Origin of the sequence: Melghirimyces thermohalophilus, from assembly GCF_900102685.1 — a bacterium.
Classification (GTDB): Bacteria; Bacillota; Bacilli; order Thermoactinomycetales; family DSM-45169; genus Melghirimyces; species Melghirimyces thermohalophilus.
Genome location: NZ_FMZA01000002.1, coordinates 77,826 through 94,126, shown reverse-complemented (window position 1 = coordinate 94,126; position 16,301 = coordinate 77,826). Strand labels below are relative to the sequence as shown.

Annotated in this window: 17 protein-coding genes; 6 read left to right on the top strand and 11 right to left on the bottom strand. The window is 54.7% G+C overall.

Going from position 1 to position 16,301, the window contains the following annotated elements:
• Positions 1-9: 9 nt before the first annotated feature.
• On the top strand, positions 10-1,716 hold the full coding sequence (gene ptsP, locus BLP91_RS01765; RefSeq protein ID WP_176757762.1) for a phosphoenolpyruvate--protein phosphotransferase: 1,707 nt from the start codon (positions 10-12) through the stop codon (positions 1,714-1,716).
• 97 nt (positions 1,717-1,813) lie between these two features.
• On the opposite strand, the gene speD is transcribed toward ptsP, so the two are convergent.
• From speD to BLP91_RS01735, 5 genes are all read right to left on the bottom strand, one after another.
• The gene (gene speD, locus BLP91_RS01760) at positions 1,814-2,215 is read right to left on the bottom strand and encodes an adenosylmethionine decarboxylase (protein WP_091566022.1); all 402 of its coding nucleotides are present in this window, start codon (positions 2,213-2,215) and stop codon (positions 1,814-1,816) included.
• Between the two features lie 184 nt (positions 2,216-2,399).
• Positions 2,400-3,170, bottom strand: a complete 771-nt coding sequence (gene fabI / locus BLP91_RS01755) for an enoyl-ACP reductase FabI (RefSeq protein WP_091566019.1) — start codon at positions 3,168-3,170, stop codon at positions 2,400-2,402.
• A gap of 404 nt (positions 3,171-3,574) precedes the next feature.
• Positions 3,575-3,913 (bottom strand): DUF2512 family protein, encoded by a 339-nt coding sequence (locus BLP91_RS01750; protein ID WP_091566018.1) that lies wholly within the window; start codon positions 3,911-3,913, stop codon positions 3,575-3,577.
• A gap of 783 nt (positions 3,914-4,696) precedes the next feature.
• On the bottom strand, positions 4,697-5,083 hold the full coding sequence (locus BLP91_RS01740) for a hypothetical protein (RefSeq protein ID WP_091566014.1): 387 nt from the start codon (positions 5,081-5,083) through the stop codon (positions 4,697-4,699).
• Positions 5,076-6,017, bottom strand: coding sequence for a hypothetical protein (locus tag BLP91_RS01735; protein ID WP_176757761.1), 942 nt, complete (start codon positions 6,015-6,017; stop codon positions 5,076-5,078). Before BLP91_RS01735 ends, BLP91_RS01740 begins: the two co-directional genes overlap by 8 nt.
• Before the next feature lie 128 nt (positions 6,018-6,145).
• On the opposite strand from BLP91_RS01735, the gene BLP91_RS01730 reads away from it, so the two are divergent.
• Positions 6,146-6,460: a DUF1811 family protein gene (locus BLP91_RS01730; protein ID WP_091566011.1), complete on the top strand. Its 315-nt coding sequence runs from the start codon at positions 6,146-6,148 to the stop codon at positions 6,458-6,460.
• Positions 6,461-6,612: 152 nt separating this feature from the next.
• Here the strand turns inward: BLP91_RS01730 and BLP91_RS01725 are convergent, their stop codons facing one another.
• Positions 6,613-7,155: a GNAT family N-acetyltransferase gene (locus BLP91_RS01725; protein ID WP_091566008.1), complete on the bottom strand. Its 543-nt coding sequence runs from the start codon at positions 7,153-7,155 to the stop codon at positions 6,613-6,615.
• A 99-nt stretch (positions 7,156-7,254) separates the two neighbouring features.
• Positions 7,255-7,641 carry a DoxX family protein gene (locus BLP91_RS01720; RefSeq protein WP_091566006.1) on the bottom strand — a complete coding sequence of 129 codons (387 nt, stop codon included), beginning with the start codon at positions 7,639-7,641 and terminating at the stop codon, positions 7,255-7,257.
• 134 nt (positions 7,642-7,775) lie between these two features.
• Between BLP91_RS01720 and BLP91_RS01715 the strand changes: the two genes are divergently transcribed.
• The 3 genes from BLP91_RS01715 to BLP91_RS01705 all read left to right on the top strand — a co-directional run bounded on the left by BLP91_RS01715 (position 7,776) and on the right by BLP91_RS01705 (position 9,155).
• A complete protein-coding gene (locus tag BLP91_RS01715) occupies positions 7,776-8,120 on the top strand; it encodes a winged helix-turn-helix transcriptional regulator (protein ID WP_091566003.1) in 345 nt (114 codons plus the stop codon).
• Between the two features lie 55 nt (positions 8,121-8,175).
• Positions 8,176-8,871 carry a tetratricopeptide repeat protein gene (locus BLP91_RS01710; protein WP_091566001.1) on the top strand — a complete coding sequence of 232 codons (696 nt, stop codon included), beginning with the start codon at positions 8,176-8,178 and terminating at the stop codon, positions 8,869-8,871.
• Between the two features lie 104 nt (positions 8,872-8,975).
• Positions 8,976-9,155, top strand: coding sequence for a hypothetical protein (locus tag BLP91_RS01705; RefSeq protein ID WP_091565998.1), 180 nt, complete (start codon positions 8,976-8,978; stop codon positions 9,153-9,155).
• A gap of 58 nt (positions 9,156-9,213) precedes the next feature.
• Here the strand turns inward: BLP91_RS01705 and BLP91_RS01700 are convergent, their stop codons facing one another.
• Positions 9,214-10,179 carry a 4-hydroxy-3-methylbut-2-enyl diphosphate reductase gene (locus tag BLP91_RS01700; protein ID WP_091565996.1) on the bottom strand — a complete coding sequence of 322 codons (966 nt, stop codon included), beginning with the start codon at positions 10,177-10,179 and terminating at the stop codon, positions 9,214-9,216.
• 220 nt (positions 10,180-10,399) lie between these two features.
• Here BLP91_RS01700 and BLP91_RS16550 point away from each other — a divergent pair, with 220 nt between their 5' ends.
• Complete coding sequence (locus BLP91_RS16550) at positions 10,400-10,573, top strand: hypothetical protein (RefSeq protein WP_176757760.1); 174 nt, start codon at positions 10,400-10,402, stop codon at positions 10,571-10,573.
• A 21-nt stretch (positions 10,574-10,594) separates the two neighbouring features.
• Here the strand turns inward: BLP91_RS16550 and BLP91_RS16545 are convergent, their stop codons facing one another.
• The 3 genes from BLP91_RS16545 to metH form a co-directional block, all read right to left on the bottom strand.
• Positions 10,595-10,768: a hypothetical protein gene (locus BLP91_RS16545; protein WP_176757759.1), complete on the bottom strand. Its 174-nt coding sequence runs from the start codon at positions 10,766-10,768 to the stop codon at positions 10,595-10,597.
• A 114-nt stretch (positions 10,769-10,882) separates the two neighbouring features.
• Positions 10,883-12,751, bottom strand: a complete 1,869-nt coding sequence (locus tag BLP91_RS01695; protein WP_091565994.1) for a bifunctional homocysteine S-methyltransferase/methylenetetrahydrofolate reductase — start codon at positions 12,749-12,751, stop codon at positions 10,883-10,885.
• Between the two features lie 15 nt (positions 12,752-12,766).
• Positions 12,767-16,246, bottom strand: a complete 3,480-nt coding sequence (gene metH, locus BLP91_RS01690) for a methionine synthase (RefSeq protein WP_245661985.1) — start codon at positions 16,244-16,246, stop codon at positions 12,767-12,769.
• Positions 16,247-16,301: the final 55 nt, after the last annotated feature.

Sequence of the window (16,301 nt, the reverse complement as noted above, 5' to 3'; positions counted from 1 at the left end):
ATGAGGTTAATGACTGCGGATCACATCAAAGGGGTAGCTGCGGCCCCCGGCCTTGCTATCGGACAAGCCGTCCGCTGGCGCAAGGATCGACCCAAAGTGGAGAAACGCCAGGTGGATGACGCGGACCAGGAAGTGCTTCGTCTGGAGAAAATCGTCGATCGAGCAAAGGAACAACTGACCCGCCTCCGGGAAACGACCCGGGAGAGAATGGGTGACGATGAAGCGGGAATCTTTGATGCTCATCTCTCGTTTCTGGACGACCCTGCTTACATCGGGGAAATTAAAAACCGCATCCGCGATAAAAAAGAGAATGCGGAGGCGATCAGTGAGGAAGTGACGGAGGAGATGGCTTCCATGCTGGCCTCACTGCCCGATGAGTATATGCAAGCCCGGGCGGACGATATCCGGGATGTAGGGAACCGAATCCTTCTTCTTCTCTCGGGAATCGAACCCTTCGACCCGTCCCTCCTGCAGTCGGGAAGCATCGTGATCGCCGATGATTTAGCTCCCTCGGATACCGCCCAATTCCCGCCGGGGGTTGCAGCCATGGTCACCTCCCGCGGCAGCAAAACCGCCCACGCGGCAATTATGGCGCGCACTCTGGGAATCCCCGCCGTCCTCGGCATCGGGGACAATCTGGATCAAATCCAGGAAGATGATACACTGATCGTCGACGGAGATGAGGGTAACGTCACCATCAACCCCGACGCCGATTCGCAACAAAAAGCCCGAGCAGAGATGGAGCGACAACAGGAACTTAGAAGAGCGGCCCTGGAAAAAGCGGGCTCCGACGCTGTCACTGCCGATGGCAAGCGGATCCAGGTTTTTGCTAATATCGGACGACCTGCCGATCTGGAAACAGCCCTGCAAAACGGGGCCGAAGGAATCGGCCTTTTCCGCACGGAATTTCTCTATCTGGAAAACGACCACTGGCCCACAGAAGAGGAGCAAGCGGACGCATACGCCAAAGTGCTGAAAGCGTTTGAGGGCAAACCCGTTGTTATCCGCACACTGGACATCGGCGGGGACAAGGATCTCCCCTACGCCGATCTGCCGACGGAAGAAAATCCTTTTCTGGGGCACCGGGCCATCCGATTCTGCCTCAGCAATCCTGAAATCTTTAAAACTCAACTTCGTGCCCTGCTTCGTGCCGGAGTGCACGGGGATCTCTGGATCATGTTCCCCATGGTGGAAAACGTCTCCGAAATCCGGGAAGCCAAATCCCTCTTGGAAGAGGCCCGCAGCGAATTGGAAAAAGAGGGCCATGCTGTCGCCCAGCAACCGAAGGTGGGCATCATGATCGAAGTGCCGGCAGCAGCGGTTACTGCCGATGTGTTGGCCAAGGAAGTCGACTTTATGAGCATCGGAACCAATGATCTCACCCAGTACACCCTGGCCGCCGATCGGGGTAATGAGCGGGTAGCGCCCTTGTACGATGCCGCCCACCCCGCCGTTCTTCGCCTTGTCCGTCAAACCTGTGATGCGGCCCGCCAGGAAGGAATCATCACCGGGATGTGCGGCGAGTTGGCCGGAGATCCCAAAATGACAGAAGTGCTGGTGGGGCTCGGTCTCGATGAGCTCTCCATGAGCGCCGGAACCATTCCCGAAGTGAAGGAAAACGTGCGTCGCATCGAAACCGCCCCGGCCCGCACCCTTGCTGACGAGGCGCTGACCAAATCCGATCCGGTGGAAATTCGTTCCTTGTCCGGAAAATAAATCGACGCACACCAACTAACCACCCGGTAGTCCTCCGGGTGGTTTTTTTACCCATCAAAAACGCCTCCAGCCTTTGGAGGCGTTTATAGCATTAAGCTCAGATGACTGTTTTCACCGCGGTCCATTCGGGTTGGATCCACTCGATGGGGCCGTCACCGCGTCGCATCACTTTCACAAAAGTTTGCTTGGGCTCCAGCACATCCAACAAGTAGCGAATTGCGATCATGGGATCCACGTCCTGGCCGCAAGTAAAGCAATCCAGTGCAGCAAATCCTTTCTCCGGATAGGTGTGAATCGACAGGTGGCTTTCCGACAGGAGCACCAACACCGTCACGCCCTGGGGGGCAAAGTTTTTACACTGGGTAGATAATACCGTCGCTCCGCACTTCTCGGCCGCTAACCGCATCTGTGTCTCCAACTGCGCAGTATTGTTGAGCCGATCAAAATCGACACCCCATGTATCCAAGACTACATGACGTCCGAAAGTGGAAAATTCCATCCCTTTCGCCCCCCTCCCTAGGATAGTAGGTGCTCAGCCCATATTCCGCTAGGTTCTGCTCGTTCACCTAGGGGGGGAGGTGAGTCCACAGAGGTCCAACCCTTTCAACGAATCCTGGATCCTTCTGGCATTCTTTACAACAAGAAGCTTGCCCCACATTTCATAACCGCTGGTTTTTTTCCGGTTACATCCCGACGATATTGAAGCCGGCGTCCACATGGATCACTTCACCAGTTACGCCGCGGGACATGTTGCTTGCCAGGTAGAGAGCGGTGTCCCCCACTTCAGAAGCGTCGATACCCCGGCGCATCGGGGAGCGCTCCTCCACCACGTGGAGCACGGAGTTGAAATCTTTGACCCCCTTCGCGGCCAAGGTGCGCAGGGGACCGGCGGAAATAGCGTTGACACGAATATGGTCCGGACCCAGATCGTAAGCCAGGTACTTCACACTGGATTCGAGAGCCGCTTTGGCAACACCCATCACATTGTAATTGGGGATCACCCGCTCCGCCCCCAAATAGGTCATGGTGATGATGCTGCCCCCGTCTTTCATCAGCTTTCGAGCCGTTTTAGCTGTAGCCACCAGGGAGTAGGAGCTGATATCCTGGGCCATTCCATAGCCGTCCCGGGAGGTTTCCACAAAGGGAACTTCCAGGTCTTCCTTTTTGGCAAAGGCGATGGCGTGGACCAACCCATCGATCCGATCCCACTTTTCCCCGATCGTATCAAAGGCTTTCTGAATATCCTCGTCCGATGTGACATCACAGGGGACACAGAGAGAACCCGGCATCTCCTTTTCCACCAAACTCTTCACCTTTTTCTCCAGGCGTTCCCCCTGATAAGTAAACGCCAGCTCGGCACCTGCTTTATGAAGCGACTTGGCAATCGCCCAAGCGATGCTCCGCTGGTTGGCTACACCCATAATGACGACCCGTTTCCCTTCCATCAGCTGCATATTGTTTGCTCCCTTCCGTATATGGTGAGGATTGGTACCGCATGTTCCTTTCTCAGATGCTTGATCACCAAAATTAGTACCAGCTACTAAATCCCTTTCAGAGTATCGGAAAACGATGGTCCTGTCAATCTCGTCTATGGTCACCAGCCCCATTTCCCAACGGAAAGAAACTGATCAGCGTTGGTCCATTGATCAGGGAGCGCACCTTTCTAGATCTGCAGGACGAACTGCTGGCTGATTTGCAAACAGAAGTCCAGTATAACCTTCAAACGGATATTTCTATATTAACCGAACCGCTGCCCTACGTCCCGCGGGATAGTATGGTGTTCCTCTCAGGCCCATCCTTCAGGAGGTTGACGAACAGGGGGCCGAAAACGGCGTTTGACACCTCCCTAGAAAGGGACTTAACCCCGTTGCACCCGTAGAAGATCCACATGCATGCGAAATTCCACGATGCCGAGAACCAACCCGGTGACAAAGGCGACGGGAAAACGAACCTCGGACCCGGGAAATAAAAATTGTGTGGCCCAGAGCCAGGCGATCATATACGCCGTCCCCGCGGCGGTGGCCGGGAAGTTGCCCCATTTAGGCAGAATCCACCGATCGGCAAAATGGCCAGTGACCGCAAAGAGCAGCACCAATCCCATCGGGGCCAGCATCGTTGTATAGTTCAATCCGCCCACCAACAGATGCACACCGTGGATCACCGTGCTGTAGATCACCAATTTGAGGAGAAAGTTCATTCCATCCATCCTCCCAACCCTAGTATAGCCTTCGTCAGATATGGCAAACCCGGCGAATTCGATCGAACACCTAGTACCTCTTCCAGAAACGTTCATCTTACTTATATTGAAAGGAAGTAGTCATGCCCCCAAAAGAGACCTTATGCCATCCGACCCAGCGGAGAGTCAGCAGGCAATGGCGCTCAGAGGCAACATACATCTCAAATTTACTTCCGTCTCGGCTTTGTCCCTGCTTGCAGCAAGATGATTCGGAGCGGACAGTATACACAGGACGGTAACGGAACGTGGGAATACACCACCTCCCTCAGACAGCGCAGATAAGTAGAACAAGGTTACCTGTAGGGCACTAGGCGGACGACCCGCGACGACAACAAGGCAATCCGGGTAAACGAAAACCCTCCTTGGCCCATAGGATAAAGGGGGAGGAGGGTCCTGTTATGCTCGTATATGATTGTGGATTTGTCTGACGTGTCCTGTACCTGGTGGGCAAGCGGGTCTATCCTATCGGGGTCGGGAGGGTTCTGACTGCACCCCGATCGGGATTTACACCATCATCAATAAGGCTCCTTATCCCTATACCCATCCCGGCGGTTGGCTCACACTCCACAGTACCTTTTTGGTCGGGATAATTCCGGCGCGGATACGGCATCAACGGCACCAACATCCCGCCTCCATCGGCAGCGGGTTTCACGAGGATATATCCGCACGCACCATGCGGACGCGGAAGACCTCGCCCGATGTGTATCGATCAGGAATCAGGTGATCATCCGACCGTCATCGATCTTACCAGCCCGCTTTGGGATGGCGTTTCAAAAACAGATCCTGGAAAAGAATCATCGGGGTGGTTGGGCTCAATTCTCCCAATTCGGCCGGCGTAATCAGAATGGAGAAAAACCCGTAGGCCCGCTCATCAGTCAACAGCCGCCCGGCATGATCCTTGGCAAAAGCGACCGCACGTTCCGTTCCATCTTGTAGTCGGAAGCAGAAAATGTAAGCATCTTCTCGTTTGTCATACATCCAAACCCTAGCGGCTTGACGGGATGGACGTCGAGCCACCTCTTCCCAGCCAGGGATGCGAAGCATCAGCACATCTTTGCCGCCTAGTTTGGCCCAGCTCCCATCCTCGGGAACCGCCGCTTCTGTCACTTGGGGTACATACCGTTCACCCATGGTTCTCTCCTCTCTTCTTCCTTTCTCCCTCGGCCAACAGGTGGAGCAGGAGCGGTGTGATTCCTGTGAGATCCCATTTTTTGCGGCGGGAATAAAACCGGAAAGCGTCCGCAGCCGCGCCTACCACCAGGGTGGGGACGTGGTTTTCGGTGTGGGTCTTGATACGAAAATCCTCGCTGTTGCCATGGTCACTCACCAACACCACGGTATCCCCCGGATGACGCCTGCGGATCACTTCGCCGAAGAAACGGTCATAATCCCCGATCACCCTGGTCACCAACTCCTCATCCTGCCGGTGTCCCGCCAGGTCCGTCAGGAAAAATTCGTGGACGACCAGATCCTGCTCGCTCCCGATGGCCAACAGATGGCGAGCTGCTTCCTCCGGTTCCACGATCGCCACATCGGGCCGTTTTTGGGCCAGGGTCTGCCGAGTCAAATCGTGAAAGACCGCCTGCCCTGCTGTCAGCTCCTTCAGCATGCGCAAGGGCTGCCCTGTACTCAATATGGTGGCTGTCGACACCGAAATCCAGCCCCTGCGGGTGGTGGGAAGTTCAAAAAATTCCTCGGTATAGCCGTTGGCAAAAGTGGCTCGCCAACCGGATGCCTCCGCCTGCAGGTAGAGATTATCCTGCTCCACCCAATTCCGGAGGCGCCGAAAGGGAAGACCACTCTGATGCTCCCCCATCGCCAGAGGTGCGTTACGCCCGGTAAAAATGGTTGCTTGCCCCGTCGCGCTCTGAGGCAGCCCTTTCACCCCCAGAGATGCATCGGTGGCGAGAAGCAAGACTTCCTCTGAGGGACGCTCCTCGGCACCTGCAACCAAAGGGCCACCGAGCAATTGTCGAATATGAGGCGTGGGTTGGGTAAACCAGGGGTTGTGGGGAGCCTGTTCGCCCAAACCCACTCCATCGATGAATAACAGATAAACCGTCATATGTCCGCCTCCCCTCCCACCAATCGCATTCCTCATTGTATCACAGAGAGGAAGATAGGGTGTCCGCTTCATCCTCGGCGCTCATCTGTTATAATAGGCGTATCCACAGGACGAGAGAGGCGATCGCCATGCTTCGATACAGTCAAATGACACCCGAACAATTGCAAGAAGAGATTCGACAGCTGGAGAAAGCGGAAACAAAAGCCCGTCGTTCTACCATGCCCGGCGAGGAAGCCGTCATCCGGCAAAAAATTCGTTTTGCCAAATCCTACCTGACCGACCCGGATACCATCCAGACAAACCGATGGTATGAGGTGGAAGAGGAAAAGCGCCTGTTCCACGTTCAACGGCTCAACGGTGTGATGGCTTGGGGATATTGGGAAGGAGAACGGATCGAATCCGCTGTTCCCATCGGCATCCTGAAGCCGGTCCAAGATTCTTAAGAAAAAAGCTTCCCACCGCAGGGGAAAGCTTGAGAGGGGCTTCTGCTATAGCATATGACAGAACAGGTGTACCCTTTATGTACATGCCTCCTGCACAGCCCTAAATTCGGTTCTTGGGGGATACCTCTGTCGTCAATCTAACCTCTCGCTTTTTACCCGTCACGACTGAGAGGGAACACCATCCATTCCAGATGCAAGTGCTCTCCCTGAAATTTTAGGGCACGTGGCTCCATACCGACACTGCGAAACCCGGCCGCCCGGTAGAGCTGTCGAGCCCGGTGGTTGGTGCTGCGAACCTTGAGCATCACCTGTTCCACTCCATCAAGAACAGCCACTTCAGTCAAAACGGCATCCAATAAATGGCGGGCCACCCCTCGTTTTCTCCAGCCAGGATCCACATAAACACCTGAGATCCACACGGTATGCCGGTACATTTTAAGAGGCGAGCGGCTCAGTACCAAAGTAGCCACCAACGTATCGCCGGCATCAAAGGCTCCCAGAACAAATTGATCCTGCCGGCTCCACTCTTCGCTAAAACGGTTGAACAGGAGCTCCAAAGGGTTTCCTGCCGACCATTCATCTTCATACATGCCCACATCGGCCGGCGTCTCCCTACATCCTTCCAACATCAATCGCCGGAAAGCGAAGGCGTCCGCTGGACCCAATTTGCGGATATCTGTACCGGTAGCAGGCATTGCTCCCCCTCCTTCCCGCTCTTTCTTCGCCGAAAACCGAATCGTTTCCTGCGACAAAAAAACCGCGGCCCTCAATTGGCCACGGTTCGTGGTATTTGCTTAAAACAGACTGTATGCTCCCGGTCCAGTCAGGGTGAGGCCGATGGCAACAGCGATGTAAGCGACGTTGTACTCGATTCCGCCTTCGGTTGCCCAGTACCCGTTTTTACCGTGGACCTTGACGATCGCCACCAACATGGTAACGATAAACAGGAACGAGGCGACGGGAATCCAGGCGCCGACAGCAAATAGCAAACCGCCGACCAACTCCGCCAACCCCGCCAGCAGAGCCATCATCTTGCCGGGGCGGATGCCGATGGATTCAAAGAAACCCGCAGTTCCTTTCAATCCGTGACCTCCAAACCAACCAAACAATTTCTGTGCACCGTGTCCGGCCATGGTCAGGCCAAACATCAGACGAATTATCAATAAACCCAAATCGGCCATGATGACACTCCTTCTACTATCAATTAAAATGTAACTAAACATAAATCACTTACTTACTTTTGGTTTGTAATGTAAAACACTCACTTACTTTTGTCAAGTACATATGGTAAAATAGGGATTAGGAGGGGTCGCAAATGGCGAATCATGAACCGAATCAAAAGCTGTGCCCCAAATTCGAATTTGCCTTTGAACTGCTGGGAAAACGTTGGACCGGCCTGATTATCCGCGTTCTGTTGGAGGGGCCGAAGCGTTTTAAAGAGATTTCCACGTACATCCCAGCCATGAGTGATAAAATGCTAGCCGAACGATTCAAAGAACTGGAAGCGACCGGTATTGTAACTCGGAAGATTTACCCGGAGACGCCCGTCCGGATCGAATATGCACTGACCGAAAAAGGGAAGGCGTTAAAGCCGGCCATGGACGAAGTGCAAAATTGGGCGGAAGCTTGGTTGGAGCGCCCTCAGGAAGAGGATGGATAACCAGCCCGCCCTTCGATCACTTGCGAGCTCTTTTACGTTGTAAGGAGGGAATGGGTTGGGTAAAATTTTTATTTTTTCCTTGTTGTGGTACGTGTTAGGGAATCCGCTGATCGCATTGCTCATCCTTTTGGTCCTTTTTTATATCTTGGATCGCCGTTTTGTCGGCATCTTTCCCAGCCTCACACGTCCCATTCAACGAAATCGACAGATCCGCAAGCTGAAACAGTCCCTCCACCTGAACCCCCACCATACCTCGGACAGACGGGAGTTAGCCCACCTGTACATGGAGAAAAAGCAGTACCGGAAGGCGCTCGCCCATTTTGACCAGGTTCGGGAATCGATGCCGGAGTCTGCTGATGTGAAGGCAGATATGGGCCTTTGTCATCTGAAGTTGGGCCACTTGGAAGAAGGGGAAAAGCTGTTGCGGGAGGCGTTGCAAACGGATCCCCGTGTGCATTACGGCGATCCCTACCTCCGACTGGGGGAAGCCTTCAGCGACCGGGACCGGAAAAAGGCGCTCGCTTACCTGGAGCAATTCGGCGGGATCAATTCTTCCTCCAGTGAAGCTTACTATCAGCTCGGCCGGGTGTATCAGGCGTTGGGCCAAACAGAAAAAAGTCGGGAAGCCTTTCAGGAAGCGATCGAGATCTACCGCTCCCTCCCCAAATACAAAAAACGCTCCGAGCGAGCCTGGGCGCTCCGTTCCAGCTTCCGTCTCGGTCTGCTCCCTTCCCCGAAAAAACCAAAATAAACTAGCACCGCTCCAATCGAGGAACGGTGCTTTTTTAGTAAGCGGTAAAGAATGATTATATGTAAAAGATTTCGACCATACTACGAGTAGGAGGTGCTGTGCGGATGTATTATGTCATCCAAGATTCAGAAAAGTATCCCCTTTCGATTCTGCACGAGGATCAGTATTTTCAGTGGTACAACCCGCTGAAAAAAGACCATCGTGTGGAATTTAGGGGATCGATGAACCAGTGTTATTCCTACATTTCCCGCCGAGAACGGAGACAACAACCCCCGATCATTTGACAGAAAATTGCCGAAGCAGACTCGTATGAAAAAAACCGCGGCACATGCCGCGGTTTTATCAGTTGACCCGACGCTTCACCGTACGTTTTTTACGCAACGGAGGAAGCAACTTGTCTTTTTTGACCGTCCGTTCCGGATTCCAGGTTGATGGATCATTCTCATCAAACTGCTCGAGAAACTTGATCACTTCCCGCGTGATCGGCGTCGGAGTCGACGCCCCTGCTGTCACTCCGACGTAACTTTTCCCTTTTAACCATTCCTTATCGATTTCCGTCACATCGCTCACCCGATGGGCTTCCACTCCGGCGACTTCTTCCGAAACCTGGGCGAGGCGACGGGAGTTGTTACTCCGGGGATCCCCGACAACAATCACCATTTCCGTCTTTTTGGCCTGCTCGGCCACCGCTTCCTGCCGCTCTTGGGTGGCGAGGCAGATCTCGTTGACGATCTCCACCTGGGGAATTTTCTCTTTGACCCGGTTCATCAGGTTGCGGGTATCCCATTGACTCATGGTGGTCTGGTTGGTGACGATCACTTGATCCGATTGGATATCGAGGGCGTCCACATCGGCCTCCGTCTCCACCAGATGAACATGCTCCGGTGCGACGCCCACCGCCCCTTCCGGTTCGGGGTGGCCTTTTTTACCGATATAGACCACCTCATACCCTTCAGCCACTTTTTCCCGAATCAAATCATGGGTCCGGGTCACATCGGGACAGGTTGCATCCACCACCGTCAGCCCTTTCTCCCGGGCCTTCCTCCGCACTTCAGGGGAGACACCGTGGGCGGTGAAAATCACCGTTCCCTCATCTATATTTTCCAACAAGTCCAGCCGGTTCTTTCCATCCAATGTGATGATGCCTTCCTCCTCAAAGGCTTCCACCACATGCTGGTTGTGGACGATCATTCCCAAAATATAGATCGGGCGGGGCAGATCCAAGTTTTTGGCCGCTTGACGGGCCAGCACCATGGCATCTACAACGCCGTAACAATAACCCCGGGGGGTAATTCGCAACACATCCATAGGTATTTATCCCTCCAAACCCTTAGGGGGGCCGTATCAAATAAACATCTTCTTATATTGTATCGCATTTCGGAGGTTGTGACCAAGGACAATCTTCCCTTTCCCCGAAGCACTTTGTGCAAAAAGAAAAAATATAGGCGGCTTAATCCGGTACGACTGCCTCCGGCCGGACATAGGATGCAGTGTGTCCAGTCAAAACAGGCAAAGGAGTGAATGTATCATGGCTGAACATCGCCCCCCTCAAATGCCGATGCCTCCCATGCAACCACCTATGATGCCGCCGTCACCGCACCCGATGCAACCGTCCATGCAACAGATGGTGATTATGGTGCCGGTACCGATCTATCCCCATCACCACCATCACATGCCACCCAAACATTGGGCACCCTGCTGAGCATCACAGGTGAAAACCCGATCACCCGGTATTCTCCCGGTGGTCGGATCCTTTTTTTGCATCCCCCTCGCTCGGAGAACCGTGTAACAATTTGTTTTTTCCCCGCTCACGGATGTACAGAACCATCAGAATGACACAAATCACCATCATAAAAAATAGCAACACATTGACATTGAGCAAACCGGCGTAAGACATTGGGGCCCTCCCCTCTGCGATCAAGTTTTCAGTCCATCCAAGATATACTACAAAAACGGATCCTTTGTACAGGTAAAAACCCCTTCCTCATACAGATTGAGGAAGGGGTCTTTTCTATTGTGACCTGCCGGCAGCAATCGATGGACTCCGTTCTTGCCATTTCCGGATAAATCGGGTCAGCTCGGCGGTCATTTCCCAATAATGAAAGGGTGTGATCAGATAGATCCCGGAAAAATACCGCAAGGCCTCATCCAGCAGTTCTTGGGCCAGTTCCACCCCGACCCGACGCCCATCGCTCCCTGTCAGTCCATCCATTCGACTCATGACTGCATCGGGGATCTTTACCCCCGGCAGTTCATTGTGAAGAAACAAGGCGTTCCGGTGGCTGGTTAAGGGCATGACACCGATGAAAACGGGAATGGAGAGGTCCCGAGTCGCTTCATAAACCTTTTCCATTCCCTCTCCATCGTAAACCGGTTGGGTCATGATAAAATCCGCTCCTGCCGCCACTTTTTTCTCCAGCCGCCGAATTGCCACTTCCATCCGGGATACGTTGGGGTTGAAGGCGGCCCCCACAGTAAACCGGGCCCGCTGTTTCAACGGTTTTCCGGAAAAGGAGATGCCGTCGTTCAGCTGCTTCACCATGCGGATCAGGTCAAAGGAATTCACATCATAGATGGAGCTGGCTCCAGGCAAATCCCCAATCCGCGTCGGGTCACCGGTCACCACCAGGATCTGATCGATTCCCAGAGCATCCAACCCCATCAGGTGGGACTGCTGCCCGATCAGATTTCGGTCCCGGCAAGTGATGTGAACCAGCGGTTCCACTCCCACCCGCTCTTTGATAATCGAACCGAGAGCCATGTTGCTCATGCGAGTGGTGGCCATCGAATTATCCGCTAAGGTGATCGCATCCACCCCGGCTTGATGGAGCGCTTTCGCTCCTGTGATATAGTCCGTTACATCCAGATCCTTGGGAGAATCAAACTCTACGATCACCGTCGTCTCCCGGCGTACTTTTTCTACCACCGTCGGGCGGGTGCGGACATCCACACGGGGACGCACCTCTTCCTTCTCTTCCCCAGGATCCGGGTTGACTCGAGGAACCGGCGCCAATCCTTGCAAGGCTTTGGACACTTCCCGAATGTGTTCCGGCGTGGTTCCGCAACAGCCCCCGATCAATCCCACCCCTTGTTGGCGCAAGGCTAAAGCCCGTTCGCCAAAATACTTCGGCGTCGATTTGTACTGGTACGCTCCCTCAGTCAAACCCAATCGGCCCGCGTTGGGAAAAGCAGACAGGAGCAGACCTGGAGGGACCACCGTCTTCTCCAGGGCTCGTTGCAATTCCAAGGGTCCTAAGCGGCAGTTGAGCCCCACACCGTCGGCTCCTTTTCGCTTCAGCTCAGCAAAAGCTTCTGTCAGTCTGTGGCCGTCCCGCATTCGGCCCACTTCGATCATGGCCACATGACACAAGATCGGCAGATCCGTCAGCGGACGGATCGCCTCCAAGGCCAACACCAGTTCCTCCAGGTCGAGAAAGGTTTCCAGGATGATCCCGTCCACCCCCGCGTACAGAAGAGCCGTCGCCTGCTCTTCGTACAGATCCCGATATTCCGCTTGCGACCAGTTGGGAACCCGGCCGGCGCTGATCGAACCCACGGTCCCGACGACATAAGCCGCCTCTTCAGCCGCCCGTCGCGCCAACAACGCCGCCTCCCGGTTGATGCGGCTAACTTTGCCTTCCAGGCCGTAACGGGCCAGTCGCTCACGATTGGCGCCGTAGGTGTTGGTTTCCAACACTTCGGCACCAGCCCGGCGATAGTGACGGTGCACCTCTTCCACCCATTCCGGTTGGGAGAGGGAGAGCTCTTCCACCGTCATCCCTACTGGAATGCCCTGCTGATAAAAATACGTGGACATGGCGCCGTCCCCCACCAGCAGGGAGTGAGTCAGCGCAGTCCGCAAATCCGGTTGGGTTGTCATGCTTTTTCTCCTCTCTCAAACCGCGTTGAAGTATCTGGCTTCAGGGTGGGAAAAGACCATGGCGGACACCGATGCTTCCGGCTCCATCATAAATCCTTCCGTCAGCCGCACCCCGATCTTCTCCGGTTGCATTAAGCGAAACAGCTTTGCCTGATCTTCCAGGTCGGGACACGCCGGATAACCGAAAGAGACCCGCACGCCCTGGTAACGAGCGGAGAAGCGACGTTGCATAGTCATCTCCGGCGGATCGGGAAAGCCCCAAGCATCCCTGAGCATGTGGTGGAGCCGTTCGGCGAAGGATTCGGCCAACTCCAGAGCGAAGGCCTGCACCATATGAGAGCGCAGATAATCCCCTGACTCTTTCCAAGCTTCTGCCCGTTCCCGAACTCCGTAACCGGCGCTCACCACCAGGAAGCCGACATAGTCCATCACTCCGGATTCCCGGGGGCGCAGGAAATCGGCCAGACAGAGGTAGGGATCCCGGGTCTGCCGGGGAAAAGTGAACGTCTCCAGCACCTTTTCTCCAGGTTGATCTGGATCATAAACATAGATGGAATTCCCCTCCGACTGAGCCGGGAAGAAGCGGTACATGCCGTCAGCCCGGAGCTCTCCTCTCTCCCGCAGTTCGGCGACCATATCATCCATCTGCTCTTTCAATTGAACCGCCTTCGGATCTTGCTCCGCCAACATTCGCTCCACGTTCCCCTTGATCCCCATGTGCTTGCCATACAACATCTGTTTGTTCATATAAGGCTCCAAGTAACTGATGGGATAATCCCGCAACACGTGGAGCTTCAGATCCGGCGGGGTGTACACCTTCGCTTCCCGGTCTACGTTCGAGGTAGGGGCGACGACAGCGGTGGCCGCTCCCTTTCCCTTCTCTTCCCGCCCACGGGCTGCCTCCTCCTGCTTCAAGGCCTGCTCCTTGCTCTGGCGCAGCTCGGCCACCAACCGTTCCCGCTCTTCCGCATTCTGAAGACGGTTGGCCAGTTCGAGACCGTTCATCGCATCTTTGGCGTAAACCACGGGTCCGTCGTATTGGGAGGCGATCCGGTTGTGAGTAAACTTTCGCGTCAAGGCCGCTCCCCCCACCAGAATCGGCAGATCCAGATCGGCTTCTTTCATATCCTGGGCGGTCAGCACCATCTGCTGCGCCGATTTGACCAACAAGCCCGACAGCCCCACCATATGCGGCCGCTCCCGCCGACAAGCTTCGATCAACTGTTCCGGCGGCACTTTGATTCCCAGGTTGATCACTTCATAACCGTTGTTGGACAGAATAATCTCCACCAGGTTTTTTCCGATATCGTGGACATCTCCCTTCACCGTGGCCAACAGGATCTTTCCCTTGGTCTCGGTGCTCTTTTGCTCCATATAAGGCTTTAGGAAGGCGACAGAAGCTTTCATCACCTCAGCACTCTGCAACACCTCCGCCACGATCAATTGGTTATCGTTAAAGAGGCGTCCCACTTCGTCCATCCCCTTCATCAAGGGACCATTGATGATATCCAAGGGGTCGTTCTTTTTAAGCGCTTCCTCCAGATCAGGGAACAAACCATCTTTGCTGCCCTCCACCACATATCGAGCCAGCCGTTCCTCCAAGGGCAGATTTTTCACCGGCTCCTTCACCGTGCTCTCTTTTCCGCGGTAAAAGTTGGCAAACTCCGTTAAGCAATCGTCGTAGTTATCGGAATCGGTCCCGAACAGGAAGTGTTCCGCCATTTCTCGTTCCTCTTCGGGAATGGAAGCGTAGCGCTCCAACTTTTCCGTATTGACAATGGCATAATCCAGCCCGGCCCGGGTGCAATGATAGAGATAGACGGCATTCAACACCTCCCGTCCGGCGAGGGGAAGGCCGAAAGAGACATTGGAAACACCGAGAATCGTGCGACAGGCTGGCAACGCCTCCTTGATCCGTCGAATCCCTTCCACCGTCTCGCGAGCGGAGCCGATGTAGGCGGTATCTCCCGTGCCGACAGGAAAGACAAGGGGATCGAAGATCAAATCCTCCGGCGGAATCCCGTAGCGGTGGACCAACAGTTCATAGGATCGTTTCGCCACCTCCAGCTTCCTGTCTGCGGTCACCGCCATGCCCTCTTCATCGATTGTCCCCACCACCACCGCGGCACCAAAACGGCGAAGAAGCGGAGCCACCTCCCGGAAGCGTTCCTCCCCATCTTCTAAATTGATAGAGTTGATCAAGGCTTTCCCTTGGGAAAATTTCAAAGCCCTCTCGATCACCTCTCTATCCGTCGAATCGATCATCAACGGCACTTTTACCTTATGGACGGCATAGCGGAGAAACCGCTCCATATCTTCCCCTTCTTCCCGGTCCGGATCAGCCAGGCAGACATCAATTACTTGAGCGCCCCCTTTTACCTGACGCCGAGCGATCTCCGACGCTTCCTCATACTTCCCCTTTCGGATCAGCCCTTTAAACTTGCGAGAGCCGATCACATTGGTCCGTTCCCCGACCAGAATCGGTCGATTATCCTCTTCTGGATAAAGCGGTTCGATTCCGGCCACTCCGGCAACTGGTTCGCTTCGAGGGGATCGGGGCTTCTTGCCCTCCAAGGCCTTCGCAATCGCCCGAATATGTTCCGGCGTCGTGCCGCAGCAACCTCCGGCCACATTGAGCCAACCCCGATCGGCAAAGGCGGCCATTTTTTCCGCCAGCCCCTGCGGCGTCTCATGGTAGTGACCGTCTTCATCAGGAAGACCGGCGTTGGGATAGCAACTGATCCCGCACTGAGCAAGAGATGAGAGGGTGCGAAGATGGTCACGCATAAACTCCGGCCCGGTGGCGCAGTTAAGACCGACCGTCATCGGCTCCAGGTGCTGGATCGAGAGATAGAAGGCTTCCACATTTTGCCCCGCCAGCATGGTACCCATCGGTTCAATGGTGCCGGAGATCATCAGAGGAAGCTTCCGGCCCCGGTCCTGAAAAGCCTGCTGGATACCGATCCCCGCCGCTTTCACATTTAATGTATCCTGGGAGGTCTCCAACAGGAGCAGGTCCACGCCTCCGTCGATCAACCCCCGGGTCTGTTCCCGGTACGCTTCCACTAACTCATCGAAGTTCACCCCACCGGTAACCGAGAGCGTTTTGGTGGTGGGACCCAGCGCCCCCGCTACATACCGGGGTTTATCAAGGGTGGTATGCCGACGAGTCGCCTCCACTGCCAATCCTGCCGCGATTCGGTTGATCTCTTCCGCCCGGTCTTCAAGGCCGTATTCGGTCAACACCACGGAAGTGGCCCCGAAGGTGTTGGTCTCAATCACATCGGCACCGGCTTCCAGAAACTGATCGTGAATCCGATCCACCACATCGGGGCGGGTGATATTGAGAAACTCATTGCACCCGTCATAAGCCTCTCCGCCAAAATCCTCTGGAGAGAGATTCGCCTCCTGCAACTGGGTACCCATCGCTCCATCCAGAATGAGAATCTTTTCCCGTAATCGTTTTTGTATCGGTGGTTTACGCTCCATCGTCATGGTTCATCATCCCTTTGGTTCGGAAATAAAAAAGACCTCCATCTCTGTGGATGAA